Genomic DNA, 20,423 nt, shown 5'->3' on the forward strand with positions numbered 1-20,423 from the left:
GGCTCGTCCCATGGACACCGCTCCCCCGCAGGGCTCCCGCCCGCAGGACGACGCCCCCGCCGGTGCCGCCGGCCCCACCGGTGCCGCCGCGGAGCCCGGGCTCGTGGCCGCCGGGTTCGCCGCCGGCGACGAGGGCTGCGCGGAGGCCGTCTACCGCCGCTGGCGGCCCATGGTGCACGCCCTGGCCCTGCGCGCCCTGGGCGATCCGCGCGAGGCCGAGGACGTCGCGCAGCAGGTGTTCCTCGCCGCCTGGCGCGGCCGGGCCGGGTACCGCCCGGGGCCCGGCGGGATGGGGGCCTGGCTGACCGGCATCACCCGGCACAAGGTGGCCGACGCCCTGGAGGCCCGGGTGCGGCTGGCCCGGGTGGTGCGGGCCGCCGCGCGGCGCGCCGGGGAGCCGCGCGAGGGGGTGCAGGGGCCGCCGCCGGACCACGCCGTGGACCGGGTGCTGGTCCTCGGGGAGCTGGCCCGGCTTCCCCCGGCCCAGCGGCGGGTGCTGTGCCTGGCCTTCTACGCCGATCTGAGCCAGAGCCAGATCGCGGAGCGCACCGGGCTCCCGCTGGGGACCGTCAAGAGCCATATGCGGCGGGCCCTGCACGCCCTGCGGCGGTCGCTGGAGCCTGCCCGGCCGCCAGGTCCGCGATGACGCCGAGTCCGGAGCGCAGCCCGAACAGCCGCCCGGTGCGCGGCCCCTGGGACTCCGGGCCCCAGCCGGGTCCGGCGAGCAGGAGCGCCGAGTGGCCCCGGGCCCCGCGCAGCCCCCACTCGATGCCGGCGACCGAGCGGGCCAGGCCCCGGTCCGCGGTGGTGCGGGAGTGCGCCCAGAGCACGGCGGCACGGGGACCCGTACGCCGTACCGCGTCGCACAGCGCCCCGGCGGGCAGGGCGGCGCCGAACATCCGTACCGGCACGCCCCGTTCGCCCAGGGCCGCCGCCAGGGCCTCGATGGGCAGGCTGTGCAGCTCCCCGGGGACGCACGCGAGGAGCACCGGGGGCATCCGCGCCTGGTCCGGCGCGGGGCGGATCCGGTGCAGGGCGGCGGAGACCTGCCAGGACAGCAGGTGCTCCACCTCGACGTAACGCTCCCCCGCCGAGGCCCACTTGCGCCCGACCGCGTGCAGGGTCGGCGCGATGACCTCCTCCCACGCCGTGACCAGGCCGTGTTCCGCCAGGGCGGCCTCCAGCAGTTCCGCCACCGCCGGCTGGTCCAGGCGTACGGCGGCCCGTGCGAGCCCCCGTCCCTCCGGCCGCGCCTCCCCGAGGGGGAGGGCACCGGGCCCGCCCGGCACCACGGCCGCCGCCCTCCCGCCCGCGCGGGCGGCGGGTGCTGCGCCCAGCGCGGCCCGCGCCGCCTCGGACGGGGGAACGCCCCGTGCGGTGAGCCGGCACATCTCCTCCAGGCGGGCGATGTCCCGGGGCGTCCAGCGGCGGTGCCGGCCGTCCTCGCGGTGGGCCGGGCCGATGGCGTAGCGGCGCTCCCAGGAGCGCAGCGTGGTCGGGGAGACCCCGAGGCGGCGGGCGACGGCGCCGGTGCTCAGGGCGGGTTCGGGATCCACCGGCCTACGGTACGCCGCCCGGTGCCGCGCCGGGCCGCGCCTGGCGGAAGCGGTCGAGGGCGTCGGCGAGTTCCACGAGCGGCGGCGGGTAGTCGTACCGGGCCCGCTCGGTGCCGGGCAGCCGCCAGGGTTCGTGGACGCGGGGCGCGGGGAGTCCGGCCAGCTCGGGCACCCAGCGGTGGACGTAGCGGCCGTCGGGGTCGTACTTGATGCCCTGGCGGACGGGGTTGAGGACCCGGTTGGGGCGGGTGTCGGTGCCGGTTCCGGCCACCCACTGCCAGTTGAGCTGGTTGTTGGCGACGTCCCCGTCGACGAGGAGGTCGAGGAAGTGGCGGGCGCCGGCGCGCCAGTCGACGTAGAGGCTCTTGGCGAGGAAGCTCGCGACCAGCAGGCGGCCGCGGTTGTGGATCCAGCCCTCGTGGCCCAGCTGGCGCATGGCGGCGTCGACCACCGGGTAGCCGGTGCGGCCGTCCTTCCACGCCTGGAGCTCCTCCTCGGCGGCCGGTCCGGTGCGCCAGTGGTCGTGCCGGGTGCGGTAGTCCGCGGTGGCGGCCTCGGGGCGGGCGGCGAGGACCTGGTGGTGGAAGTCGCGCCAGCACAGCTGCCGGACGAAGGCCTCGGCTCCGGCGCCGCCCGCGGCGGCGGAGCGCTGGACGGCCTCGGCGGGCGAGAGGGTGCCGAAGTGCAGGTGCGGGGAGAGGCGGGAGGTGGCGTCGGCGGCGAGGTCGTCGTGGACGTCCTCGTAGCGGGTGATGCCGGAGCGCAGCCAGTTGGTCAGCAGCCGCCGGGCCTCGCGTTCGCCGCCGCGCGCGAGGCCCGGGGAGGTCCCGGTGACGTCCGCGCGGCGGGGCAGCTCCTCGGAGCCGATGTCCTCGGGGACGCGTACGCGGCGGGGGGCGGCGGCCACGGCCCGCTGGGGCAGTTCCGTCCAGCGGCGCAGGTAGGGGGTGAAGACGGAGAAGTGGTCGGCGCCCGAGCCGGCGGGGACGACCGCTCCGGGGGCGACCGCCGTGACCACGGTGTCGTGGGTGTAGAGCCGGCGCCCCTGGGCCTCCAGTGCCTCGCGCAGCCGTTCCTCGCGGGTCCGGGCGTAGCCGCTGACGCCCGCCGCCATGTGCACCTCGTCGGCGTCGGCCTCCCGGACGAGCGCGCAGACCTCGGCGACGGCGTCCCCGGAGCGCAGGACGAGCCGGCCGCCGCGCTCGCGCAGGGCCGCGTCGAGGTCGGCGAGGCAGTCGGCGAGGAAGGCCAGCCGGTTGGGCGCGGCGAAGCCGGAGTCCGCGATGGCCCGGTCGCGGACGAAGAGCGGCACGATCCGGTCGCAGGACGAGAGGGCGGCCCGCAGCGGCGGGTGGTCGTGCACGCGCAGGTCGGAGGTGTACAGGACCACTGCGGTGTTCATGCGCTCGGCTCCGTGTCGGGGGCTGGGGGCGGCGGCTGTCACCCTTTTCGACTGTCGCCCTGTTCTTCGGCGCCGGGGGCGCGATCGGATGCGGGCGCTTCCCGGGCTGTGGCCCATGTTTCGTGAGGTGAACCTCGCGCAGGATCGCCGCGCAACTCCCGGAAACGCTGACGGGCGCGGATACGGCTTGGTGCGGGCCGGCGTCTGCTGTTGGATGGCTCGATGGAACGCATCGAGGCTGAGCTGTTCACGGATCCGGGCAACGACGCGGTCGTCCGGTTGCCCCCACGCCACTTCCCGGGGGTACTGATCCAGGGGGACTCGTTGTCGATCATCCGCGCCGACGTTGCCGAGATCGTGCAGGCCTGTGCCCAGGGTGACGTCGATGACGCCCACGAGGCGGCCACGATTCTCCTGGCCGACTTCGACGCACTGCTGGATCACTACGAGCGCGCGCTGGATGCCCACGGCATCAAGCGCCCCTACGGACCACGCGCGTAGGGGCGCGGTCACAGCCGCTTCCCGTGGTCGGGCGGGGTCGTTCCGGGCGGCGGGACGATCCGGGCCATTGGTACAGTCCTGACATGGCGGTGGACGAGCTCGACACCCGGATCCTGCGCCTGCTGATCGAGCAGCCGCGCACCAGCGTCCGCGAGTACGCCCGGATCCTCGGCGTGGCGCGCGGTACCCTCCAGGCCCGGCTGGACCGGCTGGAGCGCACCGGGGTGATCACCGGTTCGGGGCCGGCCCTCTCCCCCGCCGCGCTGGGGCATCCGGTGCTGGCGTTCGTGCACATCGAGGTCACCCAGGGGCACCTGGACGAGGTCGGGGACGCGCTGGCGACCGTTCCGGAGATCGTCGAGGCCTTCTCGATCACCGGCGGCGGGGACCTGCTGACGCGGGTCGTGGCCCGGGACGCCGGGCACCTGGAGGACGTGATCCAGCGGCTGATCCGGCTTCCGGGGGTGGTCCGCACGCGGACGGAGGTCGCCCTGCGGGAGCGGGTGGCGCACCGGCTGCTGCCGCTGGTGGAGTCCGTGGGGCGGGCGGCGCACAAATCCTGACAGGATGGCCGGGACAGGTACACGACCGGCAGGACGGGCACAACGGATGATCTCCGTCATATTCGATCTCGACGGCACCCTCGTGGACAGCGAGCCGAACTACTACGAGTCGGGGCGCCTCACCCTGGAGCGGCACGGCGTGCCCGACTTCACGTGGGAGCAGCACTCCCGGTTCATCGGCATCGGCACGCTGGAGACCCTGGAGGTCCTCAAGGACCGCTACGGCCTGCGGCCCCCGGTCGAACAGCTGCTGGCCGAGCAGAACGCCGCCTACCTGGAACTGGCCCGCACCCGCACGGAGGCCTTCCCCCGGATGCGGACCTTCGTGGAGCGGCTGCACGCGCGGGGCGTGCCGATGGCGGTGGCCTCCGGCTCCTCGCGGGAGGCGATCGACGCCGTGCTGGAGGGCACCGGGCTGGCCGCGCTGCTGACGACGGTCGTCTCCGCCGAGGAGGTCGAGCGGGGCAAGCCCGCCCCGGACGTGTTCCTGGAGGCGGCCCGCCGGCTCGGGGCCCGGCCCGCCGACTGCGTGGTGGTCGAGGACGCGGCGCCGGGGGCGCTGGCCGCGCACGCCGCCGGGATGGGCTGCGTGGCGGTCCCGTACGTGGCGGAGACCGCCGGCGATCCGGCGTTCGCGGCGGCGGGGCTGCTCTTCGCGGGCGGCCAGCGGGAGTTCGACGCGGACGCCGCCGAGGAGTGGCTGTTCGCGCGCGGGGCCGCCCGCGCCTGACGCGCCGACGCGGCGGGGGCGGGGGCGGCCGGCGCGGGCGGCCCCCGGTCCCGTTCAGCGCATCGCGCGCGGCAGGCGCAGGCTCAGGGCCGCGGTCACCGCGATCAGGCCGAGCTGGACCAGCAGGACCACGGCGAGCGCGTCCCGCATCCCCAGCGATTCGGCCAGCGCGAGGAAGAGGGTGCCCACGGTAGCCACGCCCAGGGCCAGCGAGGACTGCTGGGTGGTGATCATGACGCCGCTGCCCACTCCGGCCCGGTCCGCCGGGACGTCCGAGAGCATCAGCCGCATCAGCACCGGCAGCTGGAGCCCCTGGCCGAGGCCCGCGACGGCGACGCCCGGGGCCAGTGCCGCGAGACCGAGGTCCGGCCAGCCGTACCGGACGGCCGCCAGCACCAGCGCGATGCCCAGGGCCTGGATCAGCCCGCCGGCGGTGACGACCCGGGTGCCGAACCGGCCGACCAGCCGGGGTCCGGCGAGGGAGGCGCCGAAGAAGGCAAGGGCCATCGGCACCAGCGCCAGCCCCGCGGCCACCGGGCCCATGCGCAGGCCCTGCTGGAGGGCGACGGCGACCACGAACATGAAACCGCTGAAGCCGATCGAGAACGGCACCAGCATCACCAGCCCGCGCCGCAGGGACACCAGCCGCAGCAGGCTCGGCGGGACCAGCGGGGTGCGCCCGAGCCGGTCGGCGCGGCGCTCCACCAGGTAGAAGGCCAGGGCCGCGAACGGGGAGACGGCCAGCGCCGCCCAGGTCCACAGCGGCCAGCCGGCCGCCCGCCCCTCGGTCAGCGGCAGCAGCAGGGACACCAGTGTGAGGCCGAGCAGCAGCGTCCCGGGGACGTCCACGGACGCCGGACGGTCCGAGCGGGTCTCGGGGACGGCCCGGACGGCGAGCACCAGCCCCGCCACCACCACGGGCACGTTGACGAGGAACACCGAGCGCCAGCCGGACCCGGCCACGTCGGCGGCGACCAGCACTCCGCCCAGGATCTGCCCGGCGACCATGGACAGGCCGGCGGTGGCCCCGTACAGGCTCATCGCGCGGGCCCGGCGCGGGCCCTGGGTGGTGGCCTGGATGGTGGCCAGCACCTGGGGCAGCATCAGCGCCGCCGCGGCGCCCTGCGCCACCCGCGCGCCGACCAGGGTCCAGGCGGTCGGCGCCAGGCCGCAGGCCAGGGAGGTCACCCCGAAGGCGGCCATCCCGACGATGAAGAGCCGCCTCCGGCCGACCGTGTCGCCGATCCGCCCGCCCAGCACCAGCAGCACCGAGTACGCGACCCCGTAGCCGCCGACGACCAGTTCCAGCATGGCCGGGCCGGCGGCGAGGTCGGCGTCGATGGCGGGCAGCGCCACGTTGACGATGAAGAAGTCGATCAGGGGGAGGGCGGCGCCCAGCAGGACGGTGAACAGCCCGAGCGGGGTGAGGACTGCGGGCTCCGCGGCGGCGGCCGGGGCCGCGGCGGTAGCCGGGGCGGCCGGGGACGCGGGGACGGACGGGGACGGGTGGGTCGTGCGTACGGTTGTTTCGCTCACGGAAGGAACGATCCGCCGCCGCTCAGCCTGGTACCAGAGTCTCTTCATCCTGGTAGCGGGAGTACCTGGCAACGGGATGCGCGGTACCGCATCCTGGTGTCATGACCACCGTTGCCCCCGAGAGCGACCTGCGCCGCCACGAGCTCGCCGACTTCCTGCGCAGCCGCCGCGAGCGGATCACGCCCGAGCAGGTCGGGCTGGTCCGGGGCCCGCGCCGGCGCACCCCGGGGCTGCGCCGCGAGGAGGTCGCGCAGCTCTCCGCCGTCGGCGTCACCTGGTACACCTGGCTGGAGCAGGCCCGCGAGATCCAGGTGTCCTCCCAGGTGCTGGACGCGCTGGCACGGGCCCTGCTGCTGGACTCCAGCGAGCGCGCGCACCTGTTCGCGCTGGCGGGCAGCGCCGACCCGGCGCCGGACACCCGCTGCCCGAGCGTCACCCCGGCGCTGCGGGCCATGCTCGACCAGCTGGACCCGATCCCCGCCTGCGTGCAGAACAGCCGCTACGACATCCTGGCCTACAACCGGACGTACGGGCGCCTGCTGTGCGAACTGGACGCGCTGCCCCCCGAAGACCGCAACTGCATGTGGCTGGCGTTCACCAACGCGGACTGGCGGGCCTCCCTCGTCGACATGCCGGAGGTGAACCGGCTGCTGGCGGCCAAGTTCCGGGCCTCCATGGCCGGGCACCTGGCGGAGCCCGCGTGGAAGACGCTGCTGGCCCGGCTGGAGGCGGCCTCGCCGGAGTTCCGGGAGATCTGGGCCCGGCACGAGGTGGTCGCGGCGGGCGGCAACACCAAGTACATCCGCAACGCCCACGTGGGGCTGCTGCGCCTGGAGCACACCAGCCTGTGGCTCGGCCCTGCCTCGGGGGCGCGGCTGACGACCTTCGTCCCGCTGGACGAGGAGACCCGCCAGGGCCTCGTCCGCCTGCGCGACCTCGCCCCCGTCCGGGGCCGGTGACCCCGGCTCGCCGGGGAAGATCCCGCACCCCCCGCGGGTTGGTAGAACCGTGAACAACATGCTGAGGGACGCGGCGGACGTGGACGCGACTGACGTGGACGTGGTGGTCGTCGGGGCCGGTCAGGCGGGGCTGTCCAGCGCCTACCACCTGGCGCGGGCGGGCATCGGGCACGTGGTGCTGGACCACTCGCCCCGCCCCGGCGGGGCCTGGCAGTTCCGCTGGCCCTCGCTGACCTACGGCAAGGTGCACGGCATGCACGCACTGCCCGGCATGGAGCTCACCGGCGCCGACCCGCTGCGGCCCTCGTCCGAGGTGATCGGCGAGTACTTCGCGGCGTACGAGGAGCGCTTCGGGCTGCGCGTACGCCGTCCCGTGGACGTGACGGCCGTGCGCGAGGGGGCCGGGGGCCGGCTGCTCGTGGAGTCGGCGTCCGGGAACTGGTCGGCGCGGGCGCTGGTCAACGCCACCGGGACCTGGGACCGGCCGTTCTGGCCGCGCTACCCGGGCCAGGAGCTGTTCCGGGGCCGCCAGCTGCACACCGCGGACTACCCCGGGCCCGGGGCGTTCGCCGGGGCCCGGGTGGTCGTGGTGGGCGGCGGCACCTCGGCGGTGCAGCACCTGCTGGAGGTCTCCGGGGTGGCGGCGGGGACGACCTGGGTGACGCGGCGGCCGCCCGTGTTCCGCGAGGGGGCCTTCGGGGAGGCGGAGGGCCGGGCTGCGGTGGCTCTGGTGGAGGAGCGGGTCCGGCGGGGACTGCCCCCGCGGAGCGTGGTCAGCGTGACCGGGCTGGCCCTGACGGATGCCGTGCGGGCGGGGCTGGACTCCGGGGTGCTGGAGCGGCTCCCCGTCTTCGACCGGATCACCCCGACCGGCGTCGCGTGGGCGGACGGGCGGAGCGTGGACGCCGACGTGATCCTGTGGGCCACCGGTTTCCGGGCCGCCGTCGACCACCTGGCCCCGCTGCGGCTGCGCGAGCCGGGCGGCGGGATCCGGGTGGAGGGGACCAGGGCGGTGCGCGACGAGCGGGTCCACCTGGTGGGCTACGGCCCGTCGGCCTCGACGATCGGCGCCAACCGGGCGGGCGGCGCCGCGGTGCGCGAGATACGCCGCCTGCTGGCCCGGCGCCCGGCGGCGCCTCAGCCCGCGGCGGGGCCGGGCTCCCCGGCGGGGGCCGGGGCCGCGCCGTCCACCGGGTACTCGCGGTCGGCGGTGCCGGCTTCGCGGGCCTCCTCGGTCGCGTAGACGCGGACGACGCCGTCGCGGATGTCCAGCACCGGGTCCGTCCACTCCTCGCCGGGCCCGGGGACGAGCACGTGCTCCACGCCCCGCTCTGCGTCGTACACCAGCAGGGAGACGATCCTGTAGAGCCAGGCCCCGATGTCGCCGAGGCCCTGGAGCGGATGGTCGTCGGGGCCGCCGACGCGGATCACGTAGAACCGGTCGTCCTGCCACCACCCGCCGTTGTCCAGCCAGCGGCCCTCGCCGACGGGGACCCCGTCCACCCACATGCGGGCCGCGTCCGGGCCGCCCCGGAGCAGGAGCACCGTGCGGTGCCGGTCGTCGCCGGTGAAGTGGACCCGGATCTCGTGCGCGCTGTAGCAGTCGATGAAGCGGCTGCACGCCCCTGGCACGGGGCCGGACCTGTCAGGGGCCGGGCTGCCGGGAGGGGGCGGGGCGGGGTCCTGGCCGCAGACCTCCGGGGTGCGGCAGCGCCGGTCGACCCGGCGGCTGCAGCCCAGGCCCATGGCCGCGATGTCGCGCGGGGCGGCCCGCGACAGCAGCAGGGCGAGGCGCTCGCGGTGGCGGTCCGGGCCGACGAGGGCGGTGAGCTCGCCCCGCCGGTGCCACCAGAGGAGCAGGTCGACCCCTTCCGGGGAACGGGCCAGCCACTCCTGCCAGTCCGCCACGTCACTGCCCCAGAGTTCCTCCAGGTGCTTCCGGGCGGCGATCGCCTCCCGGTCCTCGTGCGCTTCCTCCGCCTGCGGCGCGGTGCCGTCCGGCCCGGCCGGCGCGGGCGCGCGGGTCCTCGTACGGCGTGTCCACCATGATCGTCCCATGCTCCGCCGCCCCCGTCCGCGCGTCCCGTCAGGCGGCCGATGGTAGGCCGGGGCGCCGCGGTGGCGCCTGCTCATTTCGCGGCGGGGGCCTTCGCCGGCGGGCCGGCGGCGGCGCGCAGCCGGTTGAACTCCGCGACGTGCTTCCTGTGTTCCTCGTAGGTCGCCGAGAAGCGGGTGTCGCCGGGCTTGACGGTGACGAAGAACAGCCAGTCCCCGGGTGTCGGCGCGACCGCGGCCGCCATGGCCCGCAGGCCCGGGCTGTCGATGGGGGTGGGCGGCAGGCCCTGGTGCGCGTAGGTGTTGAAGGGGTGGTCGATGCGGGTGTCGGCGAGCGTGGTGTCCACGGTGGTGCGGCCCAGGGCGTAGTTGACGGTGGAGTCCATCTGGAGGGGCATCGACTTCGCCAGCCGGTTGTGCACGACCCGGGAGACCTTGCCCATGTCGGCCGGGTCGTCGGCCTCCGCCTCGATGACGCTGGCGAGGGTGGCCGTCTGGTACGGGGTCATCCCGTGTGCCCTGGCGCCGTCGGCGACGGCCTTGGTGGCGAGCTTGCGGTGGGCCGTGCGCACCATGGTCGAGAGCAGTGAGGCCGGGGTGGACTCCTTGGTCACCGGGTAGGTCGCCGGGAAGAGGTAGCCCTCCGGGTTGCCCTTCGCCTCCGCCGGCAGGTCCAGGGAGGCCGTGGCGACGGCCGCTCGGGCGGTGCCTGCGGGAAGCCGTAGTTCGCGGTCGACGGCGGCGTAGACCTGCGCGGCCCGCCAGCCTTCGGGGATCAGCAGCCGGCGCGGCTTCTCGGGCGGTTCCTCCTCCGGCAGCAGGGGTCCGACCACCAGCGTGGCGAGCCCTATGCCGAGGAGCGTGCCGAGGAGGAGCACCAGGCGGCCCCGCCGGGTGAGCCGGGAGCGGCGCGGTGGCGGCTGGTGCGCCTGGTAGGGCCGGTGCTCGTCAGACATGCGGGCACGTTAACGCCCGAACCTGCACCTTTCAGGCATCACACCCCGCCCCGGTCGTACGATCACACGTTCACCGGAGTGGGTGCGGGCTCGCCCGCGGGCCCTCTCCCGGAGTCGCCGCGCTCCCGGTCGGGCGCCTGGGCGGCGGCGTCCCGGTCCCGGCGGACCAGTGCGGCGTAGCGGCCGCCGGCCCCCAGCAGTTCCTCGTGCGTCCCGCGCTCGGCTATCCGGCCGGCGTCCAGGACCACGATCTGGTCGGCGTCGCGGATGGTGGAGAGGCGGTGCGCGATGGTGATGGTGGTGCGGCCCTTGGAGAGGTTGTCGATGGCCCGCTGCACGGCGTGCTCGGTGCGGGTGTCGAGCGCGCTGGTGGCCTCGTCGAGGATGAGCACCGGCGGGTCGCGCAGGATCGTGCGCGCGATGGCCAGGCGCTGCTTCTCGCCGCCGGAGAACCGGTAGCCGCGCTCGCCGACCAGGGTGTCGTAGCCGTCGGGCAGGGACTCGATATGGTCGTGGATCTGCGCGGCGCGGGCGGCCTCGACGATCTCCTCCCGGGTGGCGTCCGGTTTGGCGAAGCGCAGGTTGTCGGCGACCGAGGCGTGGAAGAGGTAGGTCTCCTGGGAGACGACGCCTATGGACCGGGCCAGCGAGTCGAAGTCGAGGTCGCGCACGTCGACCCCGTCGAGGGCGACCCGTCCGCCGGTCACGTCGTAGAGCCGCGGCACCAGGTAGCTGAGGGTGCTCTTGCCGGAGCCGGTGGGGCCCACCACGGCGAGGGAGCCGCCGGCCGGGACGGTGATGTCGATGCCGGTGAGGGTGGGACCGGTCTTCGCCTCGTAGGCGAAGTGGACGTCCTCCAGGCGGACCTCGCCCCGGGCGCGGTCCAGCCGCACGGGCTCCTCCCGCTCGGTGATGTCCACCGGCAGGTCGAGGTACTCGAAGATCCGGGCGAACAGCGCGAGCGAGGTCTGGATCTGCACACCGGTCGACAGCAGGCTCACGGCGGGCCGGAACAGGCCCTGCTGGAGGGTGACGAAGGCGACGAGGGTGCCGACGGAGAGCGAGGGGGCGCCGGTCTGCAGGGCGATGCCGGCGGCCCAGTAGATCAGCGCCGGCATGGCGGCCATGACGATGCCTATGGTGGACATCCGCCAGCGCCCGGCCATGCTGGAGCGCACCTCCAGGCCGACGAGCTTCTCGGACTCCTCGGCGAAGGCGTCCGTGAGGGACTGCGAGCGGCCCATGGTGCGGCCGAGCAGGATGCCGCTGACCGAGAGGGACTCGGTGACGGTCGCCGCCATGGCGGCCATCTGCTTCTGCCGCTGCGTGGTGATCTTCTTGCGCTCGTTGCCGACGCGGCGGCTGATCCACACGAACACGGGCAGCAGCAGGAGGGAGACCGCGGTCAGCCGCCAGTCGAGCGCGAGCATCGCGACGACGGTGGCGATCACGGCGGTCAGGTTCGACACGAGCGAGGTCGCGGTCGAGGTGACGGTGGCCTGCATGCCGCCGATGTCGTTGGCTATCCGGGACTGCACCTCGCCGGTGCGGGTCCGGGTGAAGAAGGCCAGCGGCATCCGCTGCAGCTGGGCGTAGACGGCGGTGCGCAGGTCGTGCATGACGCGCTGGCCGACGGTGGTGGATATCAGCGTCTGGAGCACGCCGAAGACGCTGGTCACGACCGCCGTGAGGATCATGCCGAGCGCGAGCAGGCTGAGCAGCCCGGTCCGGCCCTGGGGGATCGCGACGTCCAGGATCTCCTTGAGCAGGAACGGCGAGGCCACGCCGACCAGCGAGGAGGCGCCGACGAGCGCTCCGACCACGGCGAGCCGGCCGCGGTAGGGGCGGAACAGGCCGACGATGCGGCGCAGCTCGCGGGGGCGGTCCGCCGGGGCCGGGCGGGTGGGGTCGAGGGCTTCGTTCGATGGGGTCCACTTCGGTTCGTCGTGGGGCATGGGCCTCCTTACAGGCGGGACTGTGATGAGCCTAGCTCATTGTTACCTATGCTCACAATGAATCCGGTCCTGATACTGTTCCCAGTATGAGCACCGGTTCCGAGACCGACACCCGTGATTCCACCGACGGCGTCCTCGCCGAGCAGCTGCTGCGCCTCACGCGCCGGCTCCACCGCATCCAGAAGCGCCACATGGAGCCCCTCGGGATCACCCCGGCCCAGGGCCGGCTGCTCCGCCTCGTCTCGCACTACGGCGGCGACCAGCCGCCCCGAATGGCCGACCTGGCAACGCGCCTTGAGGTCGTACCGCGTGCCGTGACCACCCTCGTGGACGGGCTGGAGGCCGCCGACTGCGTGCGCCGCGTCCCCGACCCCGCGAACCGCCGCGTGATCCGGATCGAGCTCACCGAAACCGGTCGCGCCACGCTGCGCCGTCTGCGCAACGCGCGGACGGACGCCGCAGAGGAGATCCTTGCTCCATTGACCGCCGGACAGCGCGAGGTGCTCGGCGGCCTGCTGAACGCGCTCACGGACGCTCCCGCGGAGCGCCGCTGCTGAGACGGGCGGTACGGGCGCCGGCCCCGGCGCCCGTACCGGACCGCGACGGACGAAGGGGCTGCCCATGCCGCTGCTCGAACCGAAGCCGGGAGCCCTGCGCCCCCGCGCCACGGGCGCCCCGGCCCCCGACCGGGTCCCCGAGCACCTGGCCGGCGGCACCCCGCCCGCCCTGCGCGCCGAGCTGAGCGAGCTGCTCGGCGCCGAGAAGGTGCTGTGGAAGGTCTCCGACCTGGTCCGCTACGCCACCGACGCCTCCCCCTACCGGTTCGTCCCGCAGGTCGTGGTGGTCGCCGAGGACATCGACGACGTCTCCGCGGTCCTCTCGTACGCCCACGGCAAGCAGCGCGAGGTGGTCTTCCGGGCCGCCGGGACCTCCCTGAACGGCCAGGCGCAGGGCGAGGACATCCTCGTCGACGTACGCCGCCACTGGACGGGCGTCGAGGTGCTGGAGGAGGGCCGGCGGGCCCGGATCCGGCCCGGCACGACCGTGTTCCGGGCCAATGCCGCCCTCGCCCGGCACGGCCGGATCCTGGGCCCCGACCCGGCCAGCGCCGTCGCCTGCACCCTCGGCGGGGTCGTAGCCAACAACTCCTCGGGCATGACGGCCGGGACCACGAGGAACTCGTACCGCACCCTGTCCTCGCTCACCCTGGTCCTGCCGACCGGCACCGTCGTGGACACCGCCGACCCGCTCGCGGACGAGGAGCTGGCCCGCGCGGAACCGGGCCTGTGCCACGGGCTGATGGAGCTCAAGCGGGAGATCGAGGCGGATCCGGCCCTCGTCGCCCGGATCCGGGCCAAGTACGAGATCAAGAACACCACCGGCTACCGCCTCGACGCCTACCTGGACGGCACCACGCCCGTCGAGATCCTGCGCGGCCTGATGGTCGGCTCGGAGGGCACGCTCGGCTTCATCGCCGAGGTCGTCTTCGACACGCTCCCCCTGGACCGCGAGCTCACCAGCGCGCTGCTCTTCTTCCCGTCCCTGCCCGCCGCGGCCGCCGCCGTACCGCTCTTCAACGACGCGGGCGCCATCGCCGTCGAGCTGATGGACGGAAACACCCTGCGCGCCTCGGTCAGCGTCGCGGGCGTGCCCGCCGACTGGGCGGAGCTGCCGAAGGAAACCGCCGCGCTGCTGGTGGAGTTCCGGGCGCCGGACGCGGCGGCCCGCGCCGAGTACGAGCGCCGCGCGGCCGCCGTGCTGCCCGCGCTGGAGCTGGTCGCGCCGGTCGCCTCCGTCACCAACTCCTTCACGAGCGACCCGGCCGCCATCGCCGGGTACTGGAAGGCCCGCAAGGCCTTCGTCACCGCCGTCGGCGGGGCCCGCCCGCCCGGCACCACCCTGATCACCGAGGACTTCGCGGTGCCGCCGTCGCGGCTGGCGGAGGCCTGTGAGGCGCTGCTGGCGCTCCAGGCGGAGCACGGCTTCGACGCGGCCGTCGCCGGTCACGCCGCCCACGGCAACCTGCACTTCCTGCTGGCCTTCGACGCCGCCGAGCCCGCCGACGTCGACCGGTACGCGGCCTTCATGGACGCCTTCTGCCACCTCACGGTGGAGCGGTTCGACGGCTCGCTGAAGGCCGAGCACTCCACCGGCCGCAACATGGCCCCCTTCCTGGAACTGGAGTGGGGGGCGAAGGCGGCCGGCCTCATGTGGCGCACCAAGCGGCTCGTCGACCCGGACTCGGTGCTGGCCCCGCGCATCCTGCTCGACCGGGACCCGCTGGCCCACCTGCGCGGCCTGAAGACGATCCCCCGGGTGGAGGACGTGGCCGACTCCTGCATCGAGTGCGGGTTCTGCGAACCGACCTGCCCCAGCGGAGACCTGACGACCACTCCGCGCCAGCGGATCGTGCTGCGCCGCGAGATGACGCGGCAGCGGCCGGGCTCCCCCGTGCTCGCCGAACTGCTCGACGCCTACGGCTACGACGCCGTCGACACCTGCGCGGGCGACTCCACCTGCGCCCTCGCCTGCCCGGTCGGGATCGACACCGGGGCGCTGATGCGGGACTTCCGCCACCGCCGGCACGGCGCGCGCGAGGAGCGGGCCGCCGAGCTGGCCGCCCGGCGGTTCCGGACCGTCGAGGCCGGTGCCCGGCTGGCCGTGGCCGCCTCCGGGAAGATCACGCACGCCCTCGGGGACCGGGTGCTGGAGGCCGTCACGGGGGCGGCGCGCAAGGCCGTCCGCCCCGACCTGGTGCCCGAGTGGCTGCCGCAGGTGCCCGGCGCCGCCGCGCGGCGGCTGCCCGGGACCCGGCGGGTGGGCGCGGCCGCCGTGTACTACCCGGCCTGCGTCAACCGGATCTTCGGCGGGCCCGCGGGAGACCCCGGGCCGTCGCTGCCGGAGGCGGTGGTGGCGGTGTCGGAACGGGCCGGGAAGCCGGTGTGGATCCCCCGCGACGTGGCCGGGACCTGCTGCGCGACGATCTGGCACTCCAAGGGCTACGAGGCCGGCAACCGGCTGATGGCCAACCGGATCGTCGAGGCCGCCTGGGGCTGGACGGCCGGGGGCCGGCTCCCGCTGGTGGTCGACGCCTCCTCCTGCACCCTGGGCCTCGCCCGCGAGGTGGTCCCGTTCCTGACCGCGGACAACCTGGCCCTCCACGCCGAGCTGCGGATCGTCGACTCCGTCGTGTGGGCGGCCGAGGAGCTGCTGCCGCACCTGGAGGTCCGGCGCACCGTCGGCTCGGCGGTCCTCCACCCGACCTGCTCGACGAGGCACCTGGGCGGCGAGGCGCAGCTGCGGGCCGTGGCCGGGGCCTGCGCCGCCGAGGTGGTGGTCCCGGACGACGCGGGCTGCTGCGCCTTCGCGGGCGACCGGGGGATGCTGCACCCGGAGCTGACGGCCGCGGCGACGGCGCGGGAGGCCGCGGAGGTGAGGGCACGGGAGTTCGACGCGTACCTGTCGGCGAACCGGATGTGCGAGGTGGGCATGGACCGGGCCACGGGCCGCCCCTACCACTCGGTGCTGGTCGAGCTGGAGCGCGCGACGCGCCCCTGAACGGGCCCGGCGCGCAGGGGGGCGCGTACGCCGGAACAGGCGCTGTACGCGCGCCCCCGGCCCGGAAAATCGATTGCCGCCGTCCGGTCCATGAGACGAACCTTGCGCGGGTTGCACTCATTCGACCAGTCATGGGGCGTCATGCAGATCAGCGATCTTCCCTATCCGGATCCGGGGGTACCCGACGCCCGCTCCGGGCCCCGGTTCCTCTGGTGGCTGGGCCGGGGACAGCTCGGCGGCCAGGCCCGGAGCCTGGCCTGGGGCCTCGTGCACTTCTGCGGGGTGGCCGGGCTGCCCTACACCGTCGGGGTGGGCGTCGAGGCCGTCGTGGACCGCGACGGCTCCGGGCTGCTGCTGGCCGGCGGACTGCTGCTGCTGTTCGGGGCGGCCATCTCGGCCGGCGACGCCATGCTCCACCGCACCGCCGTCACCAACTGGATCACCGCGGCCGCGCGGGTGCAGCAGCTCCTCGCCCGCAAGACCGCCGAGCTGGGCTCCGCGCTGACCCGCCGGGTCGCGGCGGGAGAGGTCACGACCGTGTCGACGGGTGACGTCGAGAAGATCGGATGGTTCGTGGAGGCGGTGTCCCGCTTCCTCGCCGCCGCCTTCGCGGTCGTCGCCATCTGCGTGGGCCTGCTCTTCTACGCGCCGGCCATCGGCGTGGTCGTCGCGGCGGGCGTACCGGTGCTCGCCCTGTCGGTGCTGCCGCTGCTGCCGCGCGCCACGCGGCGCGCGGACCTCCAGCGGGAGAAGGCCGGCCGGGCCACCGAGCTGGCCTCGGACACCGTGGCGGGCCTGCGGGTACTGCGCGGCATCGGCGGTGAGGAACTGTTCCTGGGCCGCTACCGGGAGGCCTCCCAGGAGGTCCGCGAGGCGGCCGTGCGCAGCGCCCGGATGTGGGCGCTGATCTCCGCGATCCAGGTGCTGCTGCCGGGCGCCCTGCTGATCACCGTGGTCTGGTACGGCGCGGTGCTCGTGCGGGACGGCCGGCTGGCGGTCGGCGAACTCGTCGCGGCCTTCAGCGCCGTGGCCACGATGCTGTACCCGCTGCGGCACTTCGAGGAGATCGCGCAGGCCTACTCCTTCTCGCGGCCCTCGGCCGCGCGGGCGGCCCGGGTGCTGTCGCTGACGCGCACGGAGGACGGGGCCGAGAACGGGGCGGAGGGTGCCGCGGCCGGGCCGGCGGCCGCTCCGGCGCCGGGCGGGGACCTGTACGACCCGGGGACGGGGCTGCTGGCGCCGGGCGGGCGGTTCACGGCGGTCGTCTGCGGGGACCCGGACCTGGCGGGACGGCTCGCGGAGCGGCTCGGCGGGCATCCGGTGGACGGCGCGGGCGCGGCGGCCCCGGTGCTGCTGGGCGGGGTCGCGCTGGACGAACTCGCGCTGGACGCGGCGCGCGGGCTCGTCCTCGTACAGGACAAGGATCCGGTGCTGCTGTCCGGGACGCTGCGGGAGCTGTTCGACGTACCGGCCTCCGGGTCGGTCACGGCGGCCGCCGCGCTGGCCGCCGCCCGGTGCGGGGACGTCCTGGACGCCCTGCTCCAGTCGGCTCCCGAGGGCGTGGAGGACCCGATGGACGCCCGGATCACCGAGCGCGGCCGGTCCCTGTCGGGCGGGCAGCGCCAGCGGCTCGCGCTGGCCAGGTCCCTGGTGACCGACCCGGAGGTGCTCGTGCTGGACGAGCCGACGTCGGCGGTGGACTCGCACACCGAGGCGCGGATCGCCCAGGGGATCGCGGGGCTGCGCGCCGGGCGCACGACGGTGGTGCTGGCCTCCTCGCCGCTGCTGCTGGACCGCGCGGACCGGGTCGTCCTGGTCCACGAGGGGAAGGCGGTGGCGGCGGGCACCCACCGCGAGCTGATGCGCGGGGAGCCCCGCTACCGGGCGGTCGTCACGCGGGAGACGGAAGAGGAACAGCGGTCGGCCGCGTCCGGCGCGTCCGTACCGGGCGTACCAGCCGTACCGGGCGCACCGGCCGTACCGGCCGAGGAACTCACAGGGATCGAGGAATCCGCATGATCGGCGTGGCTCCGCCGCCCTACGACCCGGCGGCCCCCGAGACGGCCACCACCCTGCCGGTGGGCACGCCGGCGACCGTACGGGGCTACGTGCGCGGGCTGCTGCTGCGGCACCGGCGGGCCTTCGTGCTGCTGGTGGCGGTCAACGCGGTCGCGGTGGTCGCCTCCATGGCCGGCCCGTACTTGCTGGGCCAGGTCGTGGACGACCTCTCGGCGGGGACGCGCGAACTCCATCTGGGGCGCGTGGCGCTGCTGTTCGCGCTGGCGCTGGCCGTGCAGACCTGCTTCGTCCGGCTGGTGCGGCTGCGCGGGGCGATGCTCGGCGAGGAGATGCTGGCCGACCTGCGCGAGGACTTCCTCGTGCGGTCGGTCGGCCTGCCGCCGGGCGTCCTGGAGCGGGCCGGCACCGGCGACCTGCTGTCGCGGATCACCACCGACGTCGACCGGCTGGCCAACGCGATGCGCGAGGCCGTGCCGCAGCTGGCGATCGGCGTGGTGTGGGCCGGGCTGCTGTACGGCGCGCTCGCGGTCACCGCGCCGCCGCTGGCGCTGGCCGCGCTGGTGGCGCTGCCGGTGCTGGTCGCCGGGTGCCGCTGGTACTTCCGGCGGGCTCCCTCGGCCTACCGTTCGGAGTCCGCCGGGTACGCGGCGGTCGCGGCCGTGCTGACCGAGACGGTCGACGCGGGGCGCACCGTCGAGGCGCACCGCCTGGGCGGGCGGCGGATCGAGCTGTCGGAGCGGCGGATCAAGGAGTGGACGGCGTGGGAGCGGTACACGCTGTTCCTGCGGACGGTCCTGTTCCCCGTCGTCAACGTCACCTATGTGACGATCCTCGGCGCGGTGCTGCTGGTCGGCGGCTACTGCGTGCTGCGGGGCTGGATGTCGGTGGGCCAGCTGACCACGGGGGCGCTGCTGGCGCAGATGATGGTCGACCCGATCGGCCTGATCCTGCGCTGGTACGACGAGCTGCAGATCGCGCAGGTGTCGCTGGCGCGGCTGGTGGGCGTACGGGAGATCGAGCCGGACGCCGGTGACCGGGCGGTCGCCCCGGAGGGCCGGGACGTGCGGGCGCAGGAGGTCCGCTTCGGCTACCGGGAGGGCGTGGACGTCCTGCACCGGGTGTCGATGTCCGTGCCGCCGGGCACCCGGATGGCGCTGGTGGGCCCCTCGGGCGCGGGCAAGTCGACGCTGGGCCGGCTGCTGGCGGGCGTCTACGCGCCGCGGACGGGCGAGGTCACGCTCGGCGGGGCCCGGCTGTCGCGGATGCCCGCGGAGCGGGTGCGCGAGCACGTGGCGCTGGTCAACCAGGAGCACCACGTGTTCGTGGGCACCCTGCGGGACAACCTGCGCCTGGCCCGGCCGGGTGCGGCGGACGCCGAGCTGTGGGCGGCGCTGGGCGCGGTGGACGCCGACGGCTGGGCGCGGGCCCTGGAGGCGGGGCTCGACACCGAGGTGGGCTCCGGCGGGAGCACGCTGACCCCGGCTCAGGCCCAGCAGGTCGCCCTGGCCCGGCTGGTGCTGGCGGATCCGCACACGCTGGTGCTGGACGAGGCGACCTCGCTGCTGGACCCGCGGGCGGCCCGGCACCTGGAGCGTTCGCTGGCGCGGGTGCTGGACGGCCGTACCGTCATCGCGATCGCGCACCGGCTGCACACCGCGCACGACGCGGACGTGATCGCGGTGGTCGAGGGCGGCCGGATCAGCGAACTCGGCTCGCACGACGAACTGGTGGCGGCCGACGGGGCGTACGCGGCCCTGTGGCGGTCCTGGCACGGCTGACGGGGCCGTCGCCGGGGCGTGGAGGCGGCGGGCGGCCGGGGCTCAGATGAAGCCGAGGGCCGCCGCGCCGCCCACGCCGCCGAGGAGCATGAAGACCGGCATGAGCACCTTGAGCTCGACCCAGCTCCCGGCGCGGAAGCGCATCGCCTTCGGCGGGCCCACGGCGTACCAGCGCTTCCCGGCGATGGGCAGGGGCCACAGGACCGGGCAGCCGGAGACCGTCAGCGCGTCGCCGATGTCGTGGACCAGCGCGCCGAGCATGATCGGCAGGCCGAGCCAGAGGTATTCCTGGCCCGGGCCGGTGAACAGCCAGCCCGCGCCGTTGCCGGGCTCGTCGAGGACCCCGGCCAGGATCCACGCGCTGGTCGCGCCGAGCAGCCAGACCAGGACGTCGCTGGACATCCGGGCCGCCCGCCACAGCAGTCCCTCGACGGCCAGCACCAGGTGCACGAAGAGGAGTCCCAGCACGCCCCAGCGGTCGAAGCCGACCGCTACGGCCGAGGATCCCGCGCCTATGAGCACGGCCCAGAGCCAGGTGTGCGTCAGGGTGCGGTGGCCCCCGCTGCGGCGGGCGTCGCGCGGGGAGCGGGTCGCCTTGTAGACGGCGTAGGAGATCTTGTCGACCACCTCGCACAGGCCCCGGGAGAGGGGGCCGAAGGCGCGCGAGATCGTCGCCGACTTGTGGTCGAGGTCGGGGGCGAGGGCCGCACCGGCGCAGATGAGGGCGCCGACGACCAGCACGGGCCAGGGCATCGGGTGTCCGAACGCGGCCGCGCCCGCACCCACCCCCAGCCAGGCCGCCGCCCCTGACAGTGAGTGCGCCGGACCCATCATGGTCTTTTCCCGCCCCGGTCT

The 20,423-nt window shown here is 75.2% G+C and carries 17 protein-coding genes; 10 read left to right on the top strand and 7 right to left on the bottom strand.

Annotated features, from left to right (window positions below; genetic code table 11):
- Positions 1–10: 10 nt before the first annotated feature.
- Positions 11–646, top strand: coding sequence for an RNA polymerase sigma factor (locus ACQKM2_RS01260; RefSeq protein ID WP_427705121.1), 636 nt, complete (start codon positions 11–13; stop codon positions 644–646).
- On the opposite strand, the gene ACQKM2_RS01265 is transcribed toward ACQKM2_RS01260, so the two are convergent.
- Both ACQKM2_RS01265 and ACQKM2_RS01270 read right to left on the bottom strand, forming a co-directional pair.
- Positions 570–1,556, bottom strand: a complete 987-nt coding sequence (locus ACQKM2_RS01265) for a MerR family transcriptional regulator (protein ID WP_427705124.1) — start codon at positions 1,554–1,556, stop codon at positions 570–572. The two genes, ACQKM2_RS01260 and ACQKM2_RS01265, sit on opposite strands and share 77 nt — an antisense overlap.
- Positions 1,557–1,560: 4 nt before the next feature.
- Positions 1,561–2,958 carry a cryptochrome/photolyase family protein gene (locus ACQKM2_RS01270; RefSeq protein ID WP_427705126.1) on the bottom strand — a complete coding sequence of 466 codons (1,398 nt, stop codon included), beginning with the start codon at positions 2,956–2,958 and terminating at the stop codon, positions 1,561–1,563.
- A gap of 222 nt (positions 2,959–3,180) precedes the next feature.
- On the opposite strand from ACQKM2_RS01270, the gene ACQKM2_RS01275 reads away from it, so the two are divergent.
- From ACQKM2_RS01275 to ACQKM2_RS01285, 3 genes are all read left to right on the top strand, one after another.
- Positions 3,181–3,459 (top strand): DUF6959 family protein, encoded by a 279-nt coding sequence (locus ACQKM2_RS01275; RefSeq protein ID WP_427705129.1) that lies wholly within the window; start codon positions 3,181–3,183, stop codon positions 3,457–3,459.
- Positions 3,460–3,542: 83 nt separating this feature from the next.
- A complete protein-coding gene (locus ACQKM2_RS01280) occupies positions 3,543–4,022 on the top strand; it encodes an Lrp/AsnC family transcriptional regulator (RefSeq protein WP_427705132.1) in 480 nt (159 codons plus the stop codon).
- Between the two features lie 46 nt (positions 4,023–4,068).
- Complete coding sequence (locus ACQKM2_RS01285; RefSeq protein WP_427705134.1) at positions 4,069–4,752, top strand: HAD family hydrolase; 684 nt, start codon at positions 4,069–4,071, stop codon at positions 4,750–4,752.
- Between the two features lie 54 nt (positions 4,753–4,806).
- Here ACQKM2_RS01285 and ACQKM2_RS01290 read toward each other — a convergent pair whose 3' ends face one another.
- Complete coding sequence (locus ACQKM2_RS01290; RefSeq protein WP_427705136.1) at positions 4,807–6,288, bottom strand: MFS transporter; 1,482 nt, start codon at positions 6,286–6,288, stop codon at positions 4,807–4,809.
- Between the two features lie 101 nt (positions 6,289–6,389).
- Here ACQKM2_RS01290 and ACQKM2_RS01295 point away from each other — a divergent pair, with 101 nt between their 5' ends.
- Both ACQKM2_RS01295 and ACQKM2_RS01300 read left to right on the top strand, forming a co-directional pair.
- Positions 6,390–7,247: a helix-turn-helix domain-containing protein gene (locus ACQKM2_RS01295; protein WP_427705139.1), complete on the top strand. Its 858-nt coding sequence runs from the start codon at positions 6,390–6,392 to the stop codon at positions 7,245–7,247.
- A 58-nt stretch (positions 7,248–7,305) separates the two neighbouring features.
- Positions 7,306–8,490 (top strand): FAD-dependent oxidoreductase, encoded by a 1,185-nt coding sequence (locus tag ACQKM2_RS01300; protein WP_427705708.1) that lies wholly within the window; start codon positions 7,306–7,308, stop codon positions 8,488–8,490.
- Here ACQKM2_RS01300 and ACQKM2_RS01305 read toward each other — a convergent pair.
- The 3 genes from ACQKM2_RS01305 to ACQKM2_RS01315 all read right to left on the bottom strand — a co-directional run bounded on the left by ACQKM2_RS01305 (position 8,385) and on the right by ACQKM2_RS01315 (position 12,213).
- A complete protein-coding gene (locus ACQKM2_RS01305) occupies positions 8,385–9,305 on the bottom strand; it encodes a hypothetical protein (RefSeq protein ID WP_427705142.1) in 921 nt (306 codons plus the stop codon). The genes ACQKM2_RS01300 and ACQKM2_RS01305 overlap by 106 nt on opposite strands.
- A gap of 71 nt (positions 9,306–9,376) precedes the next feature.
- On the bottom strand, positions 9,377–10,258 hold the full coding sequence (gene mltG, locus ACQKM2_RS01310; protein WP_427705145.1) for an endolytic transglycosylase MltG: 882 nt from the start codon (positions 10,256–10,258) through the stop codon (positions 9,377–9,379).
- A gap of 62 nt (positions 10,259–10,320) precedes the next feature.
- The gene (locus tag ACQKM2_RS01315; protein WP_427705148.1) at positions 10,321–12,213 is read right to left on the bottom strand and encodes an ABC transporter ATP-binding protein; all 1,893 of its coding nucleotides are present in this window, start codon (positions 12,211–12,213) and stop codon (positions 10,321–10,323) included.
- 86 nt (positions 12,214–12,299) lie between these two features.
- Here ACQKM2_RS01315 and ACQKM2_RS01320 point away from each other — a divergent pair, with 86 nt between their 5' ends.
- The 4 genes from ACQKM2_RS01320 (at position 12,300) to ACQKM2_RS01335 (ending at position 19,568) form a co-directional block, all read left to right on the top strand.
- Positions 12,300–12,770, top strand: a complete 471-nt coding sequence (locus ACQKM2_RS01320) for a MarR family winged helix-turn-helix transcriptional regulator (RefSeq protein WP_427705151.1) — start codon at positions 12,300–12,302, stop codon at positions 12,768–12,770.
- A 64-nt stretch (positions 12,771–12,834) separates the two neighbouring features.
- On the top strand, positions 12,835–15,771 hold the full coding sequence (locus tag ACQKM2_RS01325) for an FAD-binding and (Fe-S)-binding domain-containing protein (protein WP_427705153.1): 2,937 nt from the start codon (positions 12,835–12,837) through the stop codon (positions 15,769–15,771).
- A 141-nt stretch (positions 15,772–15,912) separates the two neighbouring features.
- Entirely contained in the window at positions 15,913–17,790 is a 1,878-nt protein-coding gene (locus ACQKM2_RS01330; RefSeq protein WP_427705156.1) for an ABC transporter transmembrane domain-containing protein, read from the top strand.
- The gene (locus ACQKM2_RS01335) at positions 17,787–19,568 is read left to right on the top strand and encodes an ABC transporter ATP-binding protein (RefSeq protein WP_427705159.1); all 1,782 of its coding nucleotides are present in this window, start codon (positions 17,787–17,789) and stop codon (positions 19,566–19,568) included. Before ACQKM2_RS01330 ends, ACQKM2_RS01335 begins: the two co-directional genes overlap by 4 nt.
- Before the next feature lie 42 nt (positions 19,569–19,610).
- On the opposite strand, the gene ACQKM2_RS01340 is transcribed toward ACQKM2_RS01335, so the two are convergent.
- Entirely contained in the window at positions 19,611–20,402 is a 792-nt protein-coding gene (locus tag ACQKM2_RS01340) for a metal-dependent hydrolase (protein ID WP_427705161.1), read from the bottom strand.
- Positions 20,403–20,423: the final 21 nt, after the last annotated feature.

Source organism: Streptomyces sp. NPDC004126 (genome assembly GCF_050275515.1).
Taxonomy (GTDB): Bacteria; Actinomycetota; Actinomycetes; order Streptomycetales; family Streptomycetaceae; genus Streptomyces.

Excerpts from the sequence above, each read along its gene's own strand:
- ACQKM2_RS01260 (WP_427705121.1), top strand. The coding sequence starts at position 11 with ATGGACACCGCTCCCCCGCAGGGCTCCCGCCCGCAGGACGACGCCCCC.
- ACQKM2_RS01280 (WP_427705132.1), top strand. The coding sequence starts at position 3,543 with ATGGCGGTGGACGAGCTCGACACCCGGATCCTGCGCCTGCTGATCGAG.
- ACQKM2_RS01285 (WP_427705134.1), top strand. The coding sequence starts at position 4,069 with ATGATCTCCGTCATATTCGATCTCGACGGCACCCTCGTGGACAGCGAG.
- ACQKM2_RS01315 (WP_427705148.1), bottom strand. The coding sequence starts at position 12,213 with ATGCCCCACGACGAACCGAAGTGGACCCCATCGAACGAAGCCCTCGAC.
- ACQKM2_RS01330 (WP_427705156.1), top strand. The coding sequence starts at position 15,913 with ATGCAGATCAGCGATCTTCCCTATCCGGATCCGGGGGTACCCGACGCC.
- ACQKM2_RS01275 (WP_427705129.1), top strand. The coding sequence starts at position 3,181 with ATGGAACGCATCGAGGCTGAGCTGTTCACGGATCCGGGCAACGACGCG.
- ACQKM2_RS01295 (WP_427705139.1), top strand. The coding sequence starts at position 6,390 with ATGACCACCGTTGCCCCCGAGAGCGACCTGCGCCGCCACGAGCTCGCC.
- ACQKM2_RS01320 (WP_427705151.1), top strand. The coding sequence starts at position 12,300 with ATGAGCACCGGTTCCGAGACCGACACCCGTGATTCCACCGACGGCGTC.
- mltG (WP_427705145.1), bottom strand. The coding sequence starts at position 10,258 with ATGTCTGACGAGCACCGGCCCTACCAGGCGCACCAGCCGCCACCGCGC.
- ACQKM2_RS01270 (WP_427705126.1), bottom strand. The coding sequence starts at position 2,958 with ATGAACACCGCAGTGGTCCTGTACACCTCCGACCTGCGCGTGCACGAC.
- ACQKM2_RS01305 (WP_427705142.1), bottom strand. The coding sequence starts at position 9,305 with ATGGGACGATCATGGTGGACACGCCGTACGAGGACCCGCGCGCCCGCG.
- ACQKM2_RS01335 (WP_427705159.1), top strand. The coding sequence starts at position 17,787 with ATGATCGGCGTGGCTCCGCCGCCCTACGACCCGGCGGCCCCCGAGACG.
- ACQKM2_RS01340 (WP_427705161.1), bottom strand. The coding sequence starts at position 20,402 with ATGATGGGTCCGGCGCACTCACTGTCAGGGGCGGCGGCCTGGCTGGGG.
- ACQKM2_RS01300 (WP_427705708.1), top strand. The coding sequence starts at position 7,306 with ATGCTGAGGGACGCGGCGGACGTGGACGCGACTGACGTGGACGTGGTG.
- ACQKM2_RS01325 (WP_427705153.1), top strand. The coding sequence starts at position 12,835 with ATGCCGCTGCTCGAACCGAAGCCGGGAGCCCTGCGCCCCCGCGCCACG.